The sequence below is a fragment of the Marinobacter litoralis genome (assembly GCF_003336705.1).
Lineage (GTDB): Bacteria > Pseudomonadota > Gammaproteobacteria > Pseudomonadales > Oleiphilaceae > Marinobacter > Marinobacter litoralis.
On the sequence record NZ_QMDL01000003.1, the window covers coordinates 385,757 to 401,310 of the forward strand.

General features: G+C 56.2%; 15 protein-coding genes. 4 read left to right on the top strand and 11 right to left on the bottom strand.

Annotated elements, in window-relative coordinates; all coding sequences use genetic code 11:
- Nucleotide 1 precedes the first annotated feature (1 nt).
- The 7 genes from hrpB to DOQ08_RS11525 all read right to left on the bottom strand — a co-directional run bounded on the left by hrpB (nucleotide 2) and on the right by DOQ08_RS11525 (nucleotide 8,075).
- The gene (gene hrpB / locus DOQ08_RS11495) at nucleotides 2-2,476 is read right to left on the bottom strand and encodes an ATP-dependent helicase HrpB (RefSeq protein ID WP_114335064.1); all 2,475 of its coding nucleotides are present in this window, start codon (nucleotides 2,474-2,476) and stop codon (nucleotides 2-4) included.
- Between the two features lie 198 nt (nucleotides 2,477-2,674).
- The gene (locus DOQ08_RS11500) at nucleotides 2,675-3,877 is read right to left on the bottom strand and encodes a YbfB/YjiJ family MFS transporter (RefSeq protein WP_114335065.1); all 1,203 of its coding nucleotides are present in this window, start codon (nucleotides 3,875-3,877) and stop codon (nucleotides 2,675-2,677) included.
- A gap of 92 nt (nucleotides 3,878-3,969) precedes the next feature.
- Nucleotides 3,970-4,635, bottom strand: coding sequence for an SCO family protein (locus DOQ08_RS11505; protein WP_114335066.1), 666 nt, complete (start codon nucleotides 4,633-4,635; stop codon nucleotides 3,970-3,972).
- Nucleotides 4,636-4,671: 36 nt separating this feature from the next.
- Complete coding sequence (gene cyoE / locus DOQ08_RS11510) at nucleotides 4,672-5,589, bottom strand: heme o synthase (protein WP_114335067.1); 918 nt, start codon at nucleotides 5,587-5,589, stop codon at nucleotides 4,672-4,674.
- A complete protein-coding gene (locus DOQ08_RS11515; RefSeq protein ID WP_206074863.1) occupies nucleotides 5,586-6,683 on the bottom strand; it encodes a COX15/CtaA family protein in 1,098 nt (365 codons plus the stop codon). The genes cyoE and DOQ08_RS11515 overlap by 4 nt, the downstream gene beginning before the upstream one ends.
- 16 nt (nucleotides 6,684-6,699) lie before the next feature.
- On the bottom strand, nucleotides 6,700-7,341 hold the full coding sequence (locus tag DOQ08_RS11520) for a hypothetical protein (protein ID WP_114335068.1): 642 nt from the start codon (nucleotides 7,339-7,341) through the stop codon (nucleotides 6,700-6,702).
- A gap of 35 nt (nucleotides 7,342-7,376) precedes the next feature.
- Complete coding sequence (locus tag DOQ08_RS11525) at nucleotides 7,377-8,075, bottom strand: SURF1 family protein (protein WP_114335069.1); 699 nt, start codon at nucleotides 8,073-8,075, stop codon at nucleotides 7,377-7,379.
- A 97-nt stretch (nucleotides 8,076-8,172) separates the two neighbouring features.
- Here DOQ08_RS11525 and DOQ08_RS11530 point away from each other — a divergent pair, with 97 nt between their 5' ends.
- Entirely contained in the window at nucleotides 8,173-8,376 is a 204-nt protein-coding gene (locus tag DOQ08_RS11530) for a twin transmembrane helix small protein (protein ID WP_114335070.1), read from the top strand.
- Nucleotides 8,377-8,389: 13 nt separating this feature from the next.
- Here the strand turns inward: DOQ08_RS11530 and DOQ08_RS11535 are convergent, their stop codons facing one another.
- Genes DOQ08_RS11535 through coxB form a run of 4 tightly spaced genes read right to left on the bottom strand, consistent with a single transcriptional unit; the run spans nucleotide 8,390 to nucleotide 12,664 of the window.
- Nucleotides 8,390-9,277, bottom strand: coding sequence for a cytochrome c oxidase subunit 3 (locus DOQ08_RS11535; protein WP_114335071.1), 888 nt, complete (start codon nucleotides 9,275-9,277; stop codon nucleotides 8,390-8,392).
- Between the two features lie 16 nt (nucleotides 9,278-9,293).
- The gene (locus DOQ08_RS11540; RefSeq protein ID WP_114335072.1) at nucleotides 9,294-9,884 is read right to left on the bottom strand and encodes a cytochrome c oxidase assembly protein; all 591 of its coding nucleotides are present in this window, start codon (nucleotides 9,882-9,884) and stop codon (nucleotides 9,294-9,296) included.
- Nucleotides 9,885-9,897: 13 nt separating this feature from the next.
- A complete protein-coding gene (gene ctaD / locus DOQ08_RS11545) occupies nucleotides 9,898-11,481 on the bottom strand; it encodes a cytochrome c oxidase subunit I (RefSeq protein WP_114335073.1) in 1,584 nt (527 codons plus the stop codon).
- 58 nt (nucleotides 11,482-11,539) lie between these two features.
- Nucleotides 11,540-12,664: a cytochrome c oxidase subunit II gene (coxB, locus tag DOQ08_RS11550; RefSeq protein ID WP_114335074.1), complete on the bottom strand. Its 1,125-nt coding sequence runs from the start codon at nucleotides 12,662-12,664 to the stop codon at nucleotides 11,540-11,542.
- A gap of 191 nt (nucleotides 12,665-12,855) precedes the next feature.
- On the opposite strand from coxB, the gene DOQ08_RS11555 reads away from it, so the two are divergent.
- From DOQ08_RS11555 to DOQ08_RS11565, 3 genes are all read left to right on the top strand, one after another.
- Nucleotides 12,856-14,196 (top strand): MATE family efflux transporter, encoded by a 1,341-nt coding sequence (locus tag DOQ08_RS11555; RefSeq protein WP_114335075.1) that lies wholly within the window; start codon nucleotides 12,856-12,858, stop codon nucleotides 14,194-14,196.
- A 197-nt stretch (nucleotides 14,197-14,393) separates the two neighbouring features.
- The gene (locus tag DOQ08_RS11560) at nucleotides 14,394-15,044 is read left to right on the top strand and encodes a hypothetical protein (protein ID WP_114335076.1); all 651 of its coding nucleotides are present in this window, start codon (nucleotides 14,394-14,396) and stop codon (nucleotides 15,042-15,044) included.
- Between the two features lie 123 nt (nucleotides 15,045-15,167).
- Nucleotides 15,168-15,554, top strand: coding sequence for a DoxX family protein (locus DOQ08_RS11565; RefSeq protein WP_114335077.1), 387 nt, complete (start codon nucleotides 15,168-15,170; stop codon nucleotides 15,552-15,554).

Consider the following 15,554-nt stretch of genomic DNA (forward strand, 5'->3'; position numbering starts at 1 on the left):
GTTACTTGGCAGGGCGCTTTTTCGTGCCCTGTTGTGCTTGCGCGGTCAGTGGATCTTCCGGCCAAGGGTGCTTGGGGTATCGGCCACGGGTGTCCTTGCGAACCTCCGGGTAGGCGTTCTTCCAGAAACTGGCCAAGTCGGCAGTGACTGCCAGTGGTCTCTGGGCTGGAGACAACAAGTGGATGACCACCGGCACGCGGCCACCGGCGACTTTGGGGGTTTCCGTCCAACCGAACAAAGCCTGCAGTTTAGCCGCCAGCACCGGCCCGTTATCAGCGCTGTAATCCAAGGTAACATTCTGGCCGGTAGGTATCGTCAGCGCGCGCGGGGCAAGTTCTTCCAACCGCTGCTGTTGTGGATAATCCAATAGTGTATTCAGAGCCTGAACCAGATTGAGGCCAGCCAGGTCTGCCCAGCGCTTCATACCCGACAAATAGGGTGCCAACCAATCCTCCAGCGACTCCAGCAATGCACTGTCGCTGACGTCCGGCCAATCACCGGGGAACTGATGGCCCAGCATCCGAACCCGTGCACACCACTGTTGGGCAGCCGGTGTCCAAGGCAAGCTATCCAGTCCCTTGCGCCGAACGGCATCCAACAAGCCTTGCTGGAGCAACTCCGGCGCCACCTGAGCCAGCGCTTGCTCAGCGAGCACCAACGAACCCAGCTTGCGAACCTTCCGGGCCAAAACAGTGCCCCGTTTGTCGTCCCAGAGGGCTTCTTCGCGGTCTTCGATATGGGCCGCGAGATCCTGCTCCAGATCCGACAAATCTACCGGTGCCGCCAAATACATGGTCGCTTCCCGGGCTTTGCCGTCCAAGTCCGCCGCGACCAGCCACTCCTGTCGAGCCAAGGCGTCGTCTTCCCGCAACACCGCGCCCTTGCCGTTACTGAGTTGGTAGCGGGGTGTGCTTCCGGGACGACGGCGGGCAATGCGGTCGGGGTAAGCTTGGGCCAACACCCGGCCCACTTCGGTCTCGGTGGGCAGCTCTGCTGAGGCTTCGTCTCGGCAAAGGCGCTTGGCCGCCTGTTTCACCGCTTTCAAACGGGCCACATCTATGCCGCGATGGCCGCGCTCGCCACGTAACACCCGAATGCGTTCATGCAAATCAGCACCGGAGCCCGGCCCAAGCAAATCCCGCTCTTCCAGCAAAGCGGCCAACTCCGCTGCCAGTTGCCCCAGCCCCAAAATGCGGCCTTTGATCACCATGTGCGCCAAGCGCGGATGCATACCCAGATCCCGGGCGGCCTTGCCGTGATCGGTGATGGCACCCTCGGCATCCAGTAAATCCAGCCACTGCAACAAGGTCACCGCCTGCTGCCAGTGTGCGATCGGCGGTGAATCGATCCACGCCACTTGGTCCGGCGAACGGGCACCCCATTGGGCCAGCTCCAACACCAAGGGGGCTAAATCGGCTTCTTGAATCTCTGGCGGGGTAAAATCGGCCAGTCCGAACTGCTCGGACTCGCTCCACAGCCGATAGCACACACCCGGCTCGATACGACCGGCCCGGCCTTTACGCTGTTCTGCAGACGCTTTGGATACCCGGCCAGTCATCAGGCGGGTCATGCCACTGTTCGGATTGAATACCGCCCGGCGTTGTTGGCCGGCATCAATCACCACCCGCACACCTTCGATGGTCAGACTGGTCTCGGCGATGGCGGTAGCCAGTACGATTTTTCGGCTGCCAGCAGGGGCCGGTGAAATGGCGCGGTCCTGTTCCTCGGATTTCAGATTACCGTAGAGCGGTGCCAGTATTGCGTTGTCCGGCAGCTGCCCCTGCAACTGCTGCGCGACCCGTCGGATTTCCCCGGCACCCGGTAAAAACACCAATACCGAACCGGTCTGATTCTGCAGAGCCTCCTGCACGACCGACACCACCTGATCCACCACCCGGCCATTCCGGGGCACCGGGCGGTACATCACCTCCACCGGAAACGCCCGGCCTTCACTGCTGATCACCGGCACATCACCCAGTACTCTGGCGATCGGCGCGGTATCCAGTGTCGCCGACATCACCAGTATCCGAAGATCCTCCCGCAATGCCTGCTGGGTTTCCCGTACCAACGCCAAGCCCAGATCGGCCTGTAGCGAACGCTCATGGAATTCATCGAAAAGCACGGCGGCGTAGTCTTCCAGCATGGGGTCGCTCTGAATCAAGCGCGTGAGAATGCCTTCAGTAACCACTTCAATCTTGGTGTTCGCAGAAACCTTGGTATCCAACCGGGTCCGGTACCCAACCGTTTGCCCCGGGGCCTCTCCCAACTGTGTCGCCATAAACCGCGCCGCCGATCTTGCCGCCAAGCGCCGGGGTTCCAGCATCAGGATCTTCCGGTCATCCCGCCATGGTGCATCCAATAACGCCAGGGGCACTCGAGTGGTTTTGCCGGCTCCCGGGGGGGCTTGTAGCAGGGCTGTGGTGCTTTGGTTCAGGGATTGGGTTAGCTTTGGGAGTATGGCTTCTATTGGGGGCATGGGGGGGTGTTGGGTTTAGCCTTTTTGGTTTGGGGGTGGCGCGGGAGGGGTTTTGAATTTTGGGCCGAAAAAGAACTCGCTTCGCTCAGACACCTTTGTTCGACCCAAAATTCAAAACCCCTCCCACACCCTGCAGAATAATGAGATATGTTAAAACACTACCATGATTGAACGACGGTTTAGTTGGCCAAACCAGACTCAAGACCGAGAATGCCAAACCTCCGGGCGAGGCACAAAAAACGCAAACACCAACCCAAATGCCAGAGCCGCCACACCAATACCGAATGCCGACAACAAAGTACCGCCCGCATCCAGCCACTGCTTGGTTAACCATGGGCCAACCATTTGGGTAAAACCATACAGCGCCACCATGGCAGCCGACAGCCTTGGGCCTTGGTGGGGGTGCAACGCACGCCCGGTTCTTTGAGTAAGTAGAACCGTGCCCACAAACGTGCCGCCCACCAGCATCGCGCATAACACCAAACCAACGGCACCGGGCCAGACCACTGCAGCCAGAACGCCTGCCAACTGGATAATAAAGTTCAACCTCAGCGCCCGCAGGTCGCCCATCACGGCACCGAGTTTGTTCCATAACCAGGGCGACGGGATGGTCACAATCGCGACCAGCATCCACGTGCCGTCCTGCAGAAAGTGGTCAGCTGGCAACTCAAGATTGGCCAATAGCGGCAAAAAGGTCATGGGTAAGATGTACCCCAAGCCGGCACCGGCGTAGCTCAAAAATAACGGTACACTGGCGCGATCCAGCAGGGGTGTAGTGGTAATCGCTTTGCCAGAGTCATCATGATCACGAACCGGCACATCCAGCTTGCGCAGTTGCATCACGCCCCACCAACCCAGCGGGATTGATACCAACAGCGCTGGCCACCAGCGCTGTGCGCCTTCGAGGAAGTCTGCAGGGCCTGCCACCAAGCCACTGGATACCAACAGCCCGGTGCCAACGCCGATATACACCAAGCCACTCAATGAAGCGCGGTTTCGCAACACCAGCCATTCCAGAATCAAAGCGGGTGCTTGCACGAAGATCACCCCGTTTGCCACGCCATTTAGCCAGCGCACCACCGACATCACCGTAAGGTGGTCAGTTTGAGTCATGATCAGCGTTGTAATGACATGCACCAGCATGAATAGCGGTAGCAGGAAGCGAATTTGGTCGATCCGATGCCAACGTATCGCCAGCAGGGCACCCACCAAGTAGCCCAGATAATTCCACGTTGCGATCGCGGCACCTTGAGAAGCATTTATCTGATCGTCCGCCACCAGATAGGGCATTAATGGCGTATAAATAAACCGGCCCAAGGTGTGCACCACCAACAACACAAGCCCGCCGGCCAGCAGAACGGTGAATAGCTGTTTGGGAGAAACAGTCGGTGATGATGTCATGATTACTGCCCGGCTAAGCATGGTAAAAGCATTAATCGGGCAGTGTATGGCAGTCGATGGGCTTTGTCAGTCAGACCTAAGGCACAGGGGGATCAGACGCCTGCAGCTCTGGGGTGATTCGTCTTGGCCCAGCGGTATATTCGCTCGAAGGCTTCCGCTAGTTCTTTGGGGTTGTGCGGTGGCTGAATCAGAGCCTGCAGTTTGCCGTCGGGATTCAGCAACGCGAAGTGCCCGCTGTGGTCCACCAAAAGCTGACCATCTACTTCGCGGTGCACAAAAACGGCACTCAGGCTTTTCGCCAGCGATCTGAGTGTATCCAGCTCACCGGTCAAACCGTGGAAATGTTCACCAAAAAAACCGGTATAAGCTTTCAGGGTGTCCGGGGTGTCGTGTTCCGGGTCAGCGGTCACCAGCAGATAATCCGGCTGTGGCAGTTCGGCGGACAACAGTTTATCGGTTTGGCGCAGGTTCGCCATGGCCGCAGGGCAGATGTCCGGGCAATTGGTGTAGCCCACAAACACAAAGCTCCAGCGGCCTTTCAGATCCTCTCGGGTTACGGTTTCCCCTTGCTCATTCAACAAGGTAAATTCCGTCAACTCACGCGGCTGGTCATACACATAAGTGTTGTATTCACTCAGGTCTGGTGCCGGTGCCGGCTCGCTGTTCGCCAGAAACACCTGACGCCCTACGGTTAAGCCGAATACAAGAGCCACAATCAGAAACAACCCAATCAGCGTAATACGTAGCGAACGCCCCATAGGGCCTCCCTGTTAAATGAGTGTCATGCTCACGAGTCAGAAAAAGACGAAGTGATCCACCAGTAGCACCACGAACAACGCCATCAGATACACGATGGAGTACTTAAAGGTGTCCATCGCTACCCGGCGATCATCGCCTTTCAGCAAGCGAATGGCATATTGCAGGAATCGTAAACCTAACACCAGCGCACCCACCAAGTAGATGCCGCCCGACATGCCGGTGACAAAAGGCAGCAGGCTGACCACCAACAGCATCACGGTGTACAGCACAATGTGCAGCTCGGTGTATTTGTTGCCGTGGGTGACGGGCAACATCGGGATGCCCGCTTTGGCGTATTCCTCTTTGCGGTGAATGGCCAGGGCCCAGAAGTGTGGCGGGGTCCAGGCAAATATGATCAACACCAGCAGCAGCGCATGGCCTTCCACCTGCCCGGTTACCGCGGTCCAGCCCAGCAGTGGCGGCATCGCCCCCGCAAGGCCGCCAATGGTGATGTTCTGAGGTGTCGCACGCTTCAGGAATAAGGTGTAAACGCCCGCATAACCCACCAGAGATGCCAGCGTGAGCCAGGCGGTAATCTCGTTCACCTGCCACATGAGCACAATCATTCCGACCGCCGCCAGCACCACGGCAAACAAAATGGCATCGAAGGGCGCAATCCGGCCAGTCGCCACCGGGCGTTTGCGGGTACGCGCCATGACTGTGTCGATTTTTTGATCCACCACGTGATTAACCACAGCCGCAGCACCGGCCAGCAAGGCGATTCCGAGGTTGCCGAAGAACAACACGTTCCAGCCCGGCACTCCCGGGACGGCTAGCAACATGCCAATCAGAGAGGTCAGAATCATCAACGCCACAACCCGCGGCTTGGTCAGTTCCAGGTAATCATGCCACGAAATGTGTGTTGCAGACCCTGTAGATTTCTGAACCGGCAGCGCTTTCACTTGCTCGCTCATGCCGTTACCTCCCGAGTTATGGTTGTTGTGTGGGATGCCGTCGCCGTTTGGAAATGCGGTAACTGGGAATGCCGCCAGATCAGATTGATCATCGACAGCAGGAGCCCGGCCCCCATGGCGTTATGAGCCACGGCAATGCCAAGCGGAATATGAAACCAGACGTTGGCTAAGCCCAGGCTGAACTGAATCGCCAGCACGCCGGCCACCAAAGCAATACTGCGGTCCAGGCCACTGCCGCCACGCTGTCGCCAGAGCTGTATCATTAGAAAACCCAGGTATAACAGCACAATGACCGCCCCCAACCGGTGGGTCACATGAATGGCAACACGGCCACTATCGGTTAGCTGCCCACCCAGATAATTCGGACCCACTTGCTGAGCAATATCGAAGCCATGCTGAAAATCCATGCCTTCCGGCCACCACTGGCCTTGGCAAGTAGGTAAGTCAGTGCACGCGACGGCCGCGTAATTGGCCGCGGTCCAGGCTCCGAGCGCTATCTGGAGCACAACCAGGAGCAGGCCACCGTATAGCCATGGGCGAAGCTTAGTCAGGGTGGCAGCAACTCTGCCCGCCGACAGACTTTGAGCACCTGCACGTTTACGCAATCTCAACGTCAGCAAGAACAACAGGCTAAGCGTGGTAAACCCACCTAACAAGTGCAGCGCCACTACTTGAGGCCAGAGCTTGAGCGTGACCGTCCACATTCCGAATGCGCCTTGCAGCAATATGAAGCCCGCGATAAACAATGGCAATCGCACAGGTAGCTGTTCACGGCGATGACGAATGGCGGCAATGGCCAATCCGAACACCACCAACCCCAGCGTACCGGCGGCATAGCGATGGATCATTTCCGGCCAGCCTTTGGCGACATCCACCGGGGTTTCTGGGAAACGTGCATTCGCAATGGCAATGTTGGCTTCACTCTGGGGCACTGTCAGAAAGCCATAACAACCTGGCCAGTCCGGGCAGCCAAGACCGGCGTGGACCAAACGCGTCCATGCACCGAGCATGATCACCACCACGGCCAGCGCACAAGCCAATGTGGACCAGAACGCTAGCTTTCGGGCCAGGGCGTCTGTTGGAGTCTGGTTCACCGCATCCCCCTCCCGGTTAGCCAATCTGAGACAGCTTCAGCAGCCGTTTGATGTCTTTGAGCATCTGCTTACCGGTGTTGTCGGTTCCGTAATGCATCATGACATTGCCAAAGGGGTCGACAAGAAGAATACGGGGTTCCGTTGCGGGGTTTACCCCTTCAGGCCAAGCGGGGGCCATTCCGGGCATCAACGTCAACCGTTCCATTCGTTGGTATTCCTGATTCCAGCGTGCATCCAAGGCTGCCGGTGTTGAACCCAACCAGGCTGCACGGCTCACTCGCGGGGCTTCTTTGCCAAGTGCAATATTGACTTGCCGCGCCAGATACAGCAGTTGCTCACACTCTTCGGTGCAATGTCCGGCCGCAACCAGCATCAACCACTGGGGGTCCACCTTATCCACACCAAAACGATCCGCCAGTGGCTCGCCGGTATGGGTTTCAAGATTCAGCGTCTGTACCGGCACGACCGGCTGAAGAAGTTCACCGTTGTTGGTGTGGCCTGCCGGGTTTAACCAGCCGGTATAAAACATGATGGTCGCCAGCACCATGGGCCCAAAGCCTACAGCAAACAAAAGAATCGCTGTGCGCCGGCCACGGCGAATCTGTTCCGGGCTCGAGGAATCGCGCCCACTCATGGAGTCAGCCGTTGTCGTTGTCATGATCGGCTCCTGCCTTTCAGTCGTTCGTTATTGTTTTATGTCTCGCTACGCCTATAACTCGCTACTACAGTCAATATAGTCAGCACTGCCGCAAGCGCAAACCATTGCACCGCATATCCATAATGAGTTTGAGGACCCATCACATCCGGAACCCTGTCGGCGCGGTAGGCGCCGGGTTGTTTTGGATCAGAAAGCATAACGATCATCGGAGCCGGTTCATCCACGAATTCGGCCACCTTGGTTTTCGGTAACGCTTGCACTCGTTTCGGCCAACCGGATTCCGATGAATTGACTTCGGCCAAAACCGGGGGCTCCGGATACTCCGCCAAACGGCCTTCCAATGTGAGGAGTTCGTTCGGGGTTTCAATCATCGGCAAGATATTTCGGGTTCGCGAACCCTGGATCCAGCCTCGATTGACCACTACGACCGGCCCCTCAAGCGGCCGAAACACGGTCAGCACTTCATACCCAGGCACGCCGTCCCGGGTCCGGTTATCCAATAACCAGCTTTGCCCATCGTAAAAACCCGTGAGATACACCGGCAAACCGGGCTGTAAATCTCCGGTCATCACTTCCGCCCAAGGCTTATCACTGGCTCTTTGTTGCCATGCTTCCAGTAAGGTTTGCTTTTCATCAGCCCGGTTCAATTGCCAGATGCCCAGGCTCAACAGAAGAGGCAGGAGTAGCCCGCTGAAAACAAGCAAGCGCCAATCAAACTGCCATCGGCGATCCATCAAACCAGCCTACCCATGCTTTGCTATAGTGGAGATAAGGAGAGGGCCTAAACCTTTTCGGCCAACGCCAAAACAATCAATAACAACGGGATCCCCCATGCTTAAAGTTGCCATCGTCGTATTGCTGTTCGCCGTTGTTGTGAGCTTATTCAGCGGTCTGTTTTTCTTGATCCACGATGGCGGCAAAACCCGGAGGGTGGTCAACTCCCTGGCAGTCCGGGTTGCCTTGAGTGTGATGTTGCTCGTCCTGCTATTGATCGCGCTCTGGTCCGGATCGATTACCCTCAACCCGACACCGTAGATAACGCCAGCGTTCAAAGTACGTAAACAAACACGAACAACCCTAGCCACACCACATCCACAAAGTGCCAATACCAAGCCGCGGCCTCAAAGCCGAAGTGGTTGTCTGCGGTGAAATGCCCTTTGGAGATCCGAATCAGCATGATCGTGAGCATGATGGTACCCAACAGAACGTGGGCCCCGTGGAAACCGGTCAGCATGAAGAACGTACTGCCATAGATACCAGACTGCAGCGTCAGATCCAGATCGTTGTAGGCATGGGCGTATTCGTAACCCTGAACAAACAGGAACACAACGGCCAGCGCAATGGTCAGCGCCATCCAGAGCTTCACCTTGGCGCGATCGCCGGCCTTCAAGGCGTGGTGGGCAATGGTCACGGTGAACGAGGATGTCACCAGTAGAATGGTGTTGAGCAACGGCAATCCCCAAGGCCCAACCACCTCTGACGGTCCTTGATACGCTTGTGGATCGGGGTTGTTTACTAATGGCCAACTGGCTTGGAAGCCTTCCCAGAGCATGTTGGAACTGCCTTTGTCACCCTCGCCCCCCAGCCAGGGCACTACGAACACCCGCACGTAGAACAGTGCTCCGAAGAAGGCGGCAAAGAACATCACCTCTGAGAAAATGAACCAGCTCATGCCCCAACGGAACGAACGGTCCATCTGATCGCTGTACAGGCCGGCCCGGCTTTCACGAATCACGCTGCCGAACCAACCAAACAACATGTAAGCCATGATCAATGCGCCAATCCAGAACATCACCCAGGAACCGGTGGTGCTTTCACCTTGATTGCCGTTGACCATGATTGATGCCGCACCGTAGAGGGTCACCCCAAGGCCAACGGTGGCGATAATGGGCCACTTACTCTGTTCGGGAACGTAGTAGGTCTGGTGATCCGCCATAGCTCTCTCCGATGGCTTAGCCGTTATTGTTGGTTATTGTGTCTGCCGTTGCAGGGCCAGAAACTTCCACGGGCTTACCCTGATCGTACAGGGTGTAGGACAACGTCAGCTTGGTAATGTGTTCAGGCAACTCCGGATCCACGATAAACACCAGCGGCATCTCCACGCTTTCGCCCGCCTCCAGTGGTTGCTGATTGAAGCAAAAACATTCTGTCTTGTGGAAATACAGCGTGCCTTCCGACGGCGACAGACTGGGCACTGCTTGGCCCACCATGTTGCTGTCCGTCGGATTAGAAGCAAAGAAATTCACGGTCATCGGTTCACCAGGGTGCACCTTCACGCTGCGTACCACAGGGCGGAATTCCCACGTCATTCCCGGGCCATTGCTGGCCAGAAACTGCACGGTGACGGTTCGGTTTTCATCCACCTGATCACTGGCACCCGCTTCATAGCGGCCACTGGTTTTGCCGTTTATTCCGGTGATGTCACAAAACACGTCGTACAAGGGAACCAGGGCAAATCCAAACGCGAACATGCCCACCACGCCGCTCATGCACCAGGCAATGACCCGGCTGTTACTGCGCTTGCCTTGCTGCGGATAGGCCATGACTAACTCCCGTTTACTTCACTTCAGGGGGTATTGTGAAGGTGTGATAAGGCGCAGGGGATGGAACCGTCCACTCCAGACCTTCTGCGCCATCCCACGGTTTTGCCGGTGCTTTCTCACCGCCACGGGCACACTTCACCACGATGAACAGGAACAACAGTTGCGTAACGCCAAACATGAAGGCGCCAATGCTCGACACCATGTTGAAATCGGCGAACTGCAGCGCGTAATCCGGAATCCGCCGTGGCATGCCCGCCAAACCGAGGAAATGCATGGGGAAGAAGGCCAGGTTCATGCCCACGAACGACAACCAGAAGTGAGTCTTGGCGAGCGTTTCGTCGTACATGTTGCCGGTCCATTTCGGCAACCAGAAATAGGCCGAGGCGAAGATGCCGAAGATGGCCCCCGGCACCAGAACATAGTGGAAGTGTGCCACCACAAAGTAGGTGTCGTGGTACTGGAAGTCCGCCGGGGCAATGGCCAGCATCAAGCCGGAGAAGCCGCCGATGGTAAACAGGATGATAAAGGCGACGGCAAACAGCATGGGCGCCTCAAAGCTCAGCGAACCCCGGAACATGGTAGTCACCCAGTTGAAAACCTTGACCCCGGTGGGCACTGCAATCAGCAGGGTGGCATACATAAAGAACAGCTGCCCCGCCAGCGGAATGCCCACGGTAAACATGTGGTGCGCCCACACCAGGAACGAGAGCAGGGCAATAGCGCCCACCGCATACACCATGGAGGCGTAGCCAAACAGCGGCTTGCGGGAGAACGCCGGCACAATGTGAGAAATGGCCCCGAACGCCGGCAGAATCATGATATACACCTCTGGATGCCCGAAGAACCAGAACACATGCTGGAACAACACCGGGTCGCCGCCGCCCGAGGCGTCAAAGAAACTGGTGCCGAAGTTAATGTCCATCAGCATCATGGTGACCGCACCGGCCAGCACCGGCATCACCGCAATCAACAGAAACGCCGTAATTAGCCAGGTCCATACGAACAGGGGCATTTTCATCAGGGTCATGCCCGGTGCGCGCAGGTTCAGAATGGTGGCGATCACGTTAATGGCACCCATGATGGACGACACACCCATGATGTGGATGGCAAAAATGAAGAAGGTGGTACTTGGTGGCCCGTAAGTCGTGGACAAAGGCGCATAGAAGGTCCAGCCAAAGTTGGGTGCGCCGCCTTCCATAAACAGTGTGGACACCAGGATCAGGAAGGCACAGGGCAGTAGCCAGAAACTCCAGTTGTTCATCCGTGGCAAGGCCATGTCGGGCGCACCAATCATCAGTGGCAACATCCAGTTGGCCAAACCCACGAACGCGGGCATAACCGCCCCGAATACCATGATCAGGCCGTGCATGGTGGTCATCTGGTTAAAAAACTCGGGCTGAACAATCTGCAAACCCGGCTGGAATAATTCTGCCCGTATGACCATCGCCATGCTGCCGCCCAGCAGAAACATAGCGAAGCTGAAGATCAGGTACATAGACCCGATGTCTTTATGATTAGTGGTCAACAACCAACGGCTGATGCCTTTGGCCGGGCCGTGGTGATGTTCCTGGTTGTGGGTATCTGCAACCGCACTCATGAAAACCCCCGTTACCGCCGTTTTGTTATGGCTGGTGATTGTTGTTATCTGGCGTCAACTACTCTTTATTCTTGAAATCGAAGATCTCTTTCGGTGTGACCATCTCACCGGTGTTATTACCCCAGGCATTCCGCTCGTAGGTAATCACAGCCGCCAGGTCTACCTCGCTCAACTGCCCGCCAAAGGCCTGCATCGCGGTGCCGGAAACCCCGTTCACCACAATATCGATGTGTGCCACCATATCGCCGGTGACAATCGGGCTACCCTTAAGCGCCGGGAAGGCCGGGGGCATACCCGCACCGTTCGGTTGGTGACAGCTTGCACAAGCACTGGCATAGGCCTTCTCGCCACGCTCTATCAACTCATCCAAGGTCCAGTCTTTCTGGGTCAGCTGACGCTCCGCTTCGGCGGCTTCTTTTTGCTCTGCCACCCAAGCCAGATATTCCTCTTCGGGCACGGCTTCGACCACCACTGGCATGAAGCCATGGTCTTTACCACACAGCTCGGTGCACTGACCGCGGTAGATTCCGGGTTCGTCCACCCGGGTCCAGGTTTCATTAATAAAGCCCGGAATAGCGTCTTTTTTCACACCAAATGCCGGCACCCACCAAGAGTGGATCACGTCGTTGGCCGTTAACAGGAAACGAACCTTCTTACCAACCGGAATCACCAGCGGCTTGTCCACCTCAAGCAGATAGTTCTCACCCTTCGCCTGACGATTCTCAATCTGATCGCGAGGCGTCGATAAGCTGGAGAAATAACCGAAGTCCTCATTGATATACTCGTACTGCCAACGCCACTGATACCCGGTGATCTTGATATCGACCTCGGATTCGGTGGTGTCGTACATTTCGATGAGTGTTGCCGTGGCTGGCACCGCCATGGCGACCAGAATGGCAAATGGAATAGCAGTCCAAAGTATTTCCACCCATGTGTGTTCATGGAAGTTGGCTGCTTTGTGGCCCTGTGACTTGCGGTGGGCAAAGATCGACCAAAACATGACCCCGAACACCACCACGCCGATGGCTACGCAGATCCATAGAATGGTCATGTGAAGGCTGAATATCTGATTACTGGTACCGGTTACGCCCGGCGTCATGTTCATGGTCCAGTCCGCCATGACAACAGTCGGAAGCAACAGACCAGTAACTAGGGCAAGTGCCCGCTTGGCATGCACGCGCATACTGTGTCTCCACAGAGTGTTATTCTTGTCGGATTTTGCGTCATCCCTCAGCGGTCGGTTCCGGTGCTCGCAACACCGGAACAACCGCGAGTGAAAGCCTGCTTATGGATACATCATTGCTCAGTGTAGCCAGTGATTAGCAAAACACTAAAAATCCAATTAAACCTAAATGAGATAAACGGCCCGTTTTAATGAGTAATTCGCATAAAGCAATCTTCAGCCCCACAGACCAGCGCCTGTGGCTGCTTGCCTGGCCGCTGATGTTGACGAACCTCACGGTGCCGCTTTTGGGGTTGGTAGATACCGCCGTGCTGGGCCATCTGGATAACCCGGAATATCTCGGTGCGGTTGCAGTTGGCGCTAACCTGTTCAGTATTTTGTACTGGACCTTCGGTTTTATGCGCATGGGGACCACCGGTCTGGCCGCGCAGGCCTGGGGCCAACAGGATTCCTTCGCTCAAGTCGCGCTGCTGTTGCGCTCGCTGATGCTTGCTGTGGGTATAGGCTTGTTGCTGATCCTTTTTCACCAGCCGTTAATCACCCTTGGCTTGCATTTAATGAACCCGAGCCCGGCGGTGGCTGAACTGGCAGCTGAGTACGCCTCGATTCGTATCTGGAGCGCGCCCGCCGTACTGTGCCAGTACACTTTGGTGGGCTGGCTGATCGGCACCCAGTATCCCCGGGGCCCGATGGTGATGCTGATCATTGCCAACGGCATCAACATCGCTTTGGATATTTTCTTTGTAACGGTCTTAGGCTGGAACAGCCGCGGCGTTGCCATGGCCACCGTTCTGGCCGAGTACGGCGCCACCACGATCGGTTTCGTCATCGTGCTCAAACGCATGCCCGAGGGTCAAAAGCTGACCAAGGAGCTGTTCGGGAAAATATCCGATTATCTTCGGATTCTTCAGGTCAACCGTTTCATCATGGTGCGCACCATCGCTTTGCTGCTGGTGCTCGCCTTTTTTACCGCACAGGGCGCCCGCCAAGGGGACATCATACTGGCCGCCAACGCAGTTTTGATCACCTTCCTGCTGGTTATTTCTAACGCTCTGGATGGTTTTGCCAATGCGGCCGAAGCATTGATTGGCGAAGCCATTGGCAAAGGCAGCAAAGACCAGTTTAAAACGGTGTTCAGCAGCGCCCTGCGTTGGTCGATATGGGGTGCACTGCTGCTTACGGTTGCGTTCGTACTTGGCGGTCGATGGTTGATCAGTTTGCTGACCGATATTGAGGGGGTGCAGCTCACAGCCTGGAAGTATCTACCTTGGCTGTGGTTACTGCCTTTCGCCGCGGTCTGGGGATTTCTGCTGGATGGTGTCTTTATTGGCGCCACCCGCACCCGGGAGATGCAAAACACCATGCTGTTTTCGGCCCTCGTGGTGTTTCTTCCTGTTTGGTGGCTAACAACCGACTGGGGCAATCATGGCTTGTGGCTGTCACTGATCAGCCTGATGCTGGCCCGGGCCGCCAGTATGGGCTGGCTATGTTGGCGGTACACCCGCCACGACCGCTGGTTTCAAACTCACTGAACCGAAATCAAGCGTCCGCAGTTGTAACGTTATTTAACACTCTATGGCAGCAACCTCGAGAATTTTGGCTACAATAACGAGAAATGGCAGGCATATCGTGGTGGCCAGCCACCCCATAACCTGCTTCCGGTTGCTCTTGGTATGACCAAGGAGGGGCCTTGCGACCTCAACTCGTACAAACAGCGGCATCTCCTGCAATGACACCACAAGCAGTCCTCGAGATTATTGATCAGGCTCGACGCAAAGAAGCTCGCTCCGGCAGCTTTCTGCAACAAATGAAAGAAAAGGTGGATCGATTGCCAGCTTCTATTGTGGTGGGCGGTTCAAACCCTGCCACAAGCCTGTTTCAGTTCGCCGTCGAGTACATCGAGATGGCCCCGCGCCTGATCGAGTGTGTCGATGCATGCGCTCAGGAAGCCGGTATCAGAGAGCTGTTTAAACCGTTCATCGACGGCGCAGCCCAATACTTCACCCAGCCCTCTGTTTTACTGGTTCAGTACGACGGTTTGGACGGGCTGCTCATCCGTGCCTACATGTGCCATCGTCTGATGGAGGAGATGCACGACAACAACCGTTCCATCCGTGCCAGCGAACTCATTGACCTTGAGGCCACTCGTGCCAACCTGCTGGTGCACGAACTGATTGGCGAACCGTTTGCCAATGAACTCGATGATGCCATTACCATCACGGTACTTCAGATTGCTGGCACTCCCGACTACTACAGCCTCGATCTCGAACCTTTCGTGAATCAGGTCAACAACCGCGCCTGGGACTGGATGCGCCAATTTTGGGAGCACCTGCTGGATCGCAATCACATTCAGTTTTCACTCCGGCCAGGAATGCTTTAACCGTTTGGTCAAGGCTTCAGCCAACCCAGATTAACCCCGCTCCTTTTCGGCTACTTGCCAACTCGCTAAACTGATCACCGCAACTCACCTTACTGGTTGAAATAATTAAGGAGATACTCTCACGTGTTGGACAATGCAGATTTGGGAAAACTGATTATTCGACTCACTCTTGGCGGCCTTCTGCTGTTCCACGGGGTGTCTAAGTTGCTTAATGGAATTGGATTCATTGAAAGCCAACTGGTCAGCCACAACTTGCCGGCCATCCTAGCCTATGGCGTTTACGTCGGTGAGATTATCGCCCCGCTAATGATCATTTTGGGCTACCAGACCCGCATTGGCGCGCTCATTGTAGTCTTCAACATGATCGTCGCGATCGCGCTGGTACACAGCCATCAACTGCTTTCGCTAAGCAGCAATGGCGGCTGGTCACTGGAACTGCAAGGCTTCTTCTTGTTCTCGGCTTTAGCCGTTATCTTCCTCGGCCCGGGCCGATACAAACTGAAAAACTGA

Coding starts and splice junctions, on each gene's coding strand:
- hrpB (WP_114335064.1), bottom strand. CDS start 2,476: ATGCCCCCAATAGAAGCCATACTCCCAAAGCTAACCCAATCCCTGAAC.
- DOQ08_RS11500 (WP_114335065.1), bottom strand. CDS start 3,877: ATGACATCATCACCGACTGTTTCTCCCAAACAGCTATTCACCGTTCTG.
- DOQ08_RS11505 (WP_114335066.1), bottom strand. CDS start 4,635: ATGGGGCGTTCGCTACGTATTACGCTGATTGGGTTGTTTCTGATTGTG.
- cyoE (WP_114335067.1), bottom strand. CDS start 5,589: ATGAGCGAGCAAGTGAAAGCGCTGCCGGTTCAGAAATCTACAGGGTCT.
- DOQ08_RS11520 (WP_114335068.1), bottom strand. CDS start 7,341: ATGACAACGACAACGGCTGACTCCATGAGTGGGCGCGATTCCTCGAGC.
- DOQ08_RS11525 (WP_114335069.1), bottom strand. CDS start 8,075: ATGGATCGCCGATGGCAGTTTGATTGGCGCTTGCTTGTTTTCAGCGGG.
- DOQ08_RS11530 (WP_114335070.1), top strand. CDS start 8,173: ATGCTTAAAGTTGCCATCGTCGTATTGCTGTTCGCCGTTGTTGTGAGC.
- DOQ08_RS11535 (WP_114335071.1), bottom strand. CDS start 9,277: ATGGCGGATCACCAGACCTACTACGTTCCCGAACAGAGTAAGTGGCCC.
- DOQ08_RS11540 (WP_114335072.1), bottom strand. CDS start 9,884: ATGGCCTATCCGCAGCAAGGCAAGCGCAGTAACAGCCGGGTCATTGCC.
- ctaD (WP_114335073.1), bottom strand. CDS start 11,481: ATGAGTGCGGTTGCAGATACCCACAACCAGGAACATCACCACGGCCCG.
- coxB (WP_114335074.1), bottom strand. CDS start 12,664: ATGCGCGTGCATGCCAAGCGGGCACTTGCCCTAGTTACTGGTCTGTTG.
- DOQ08_RS11555 (WP_114335075.1), top strand. CDS start 12,856: ATGAGTAATTCGCATAAAGCAATCTTCAGCCCCACAGACCAGCGCCTG.
- DOQ08_RS11560 (WP_114335076.1), top strand. CDS start 14,394: ATGACACCACAAGCAGTCCTCGAGATTATTGATCAGGCTCGACGCAAA.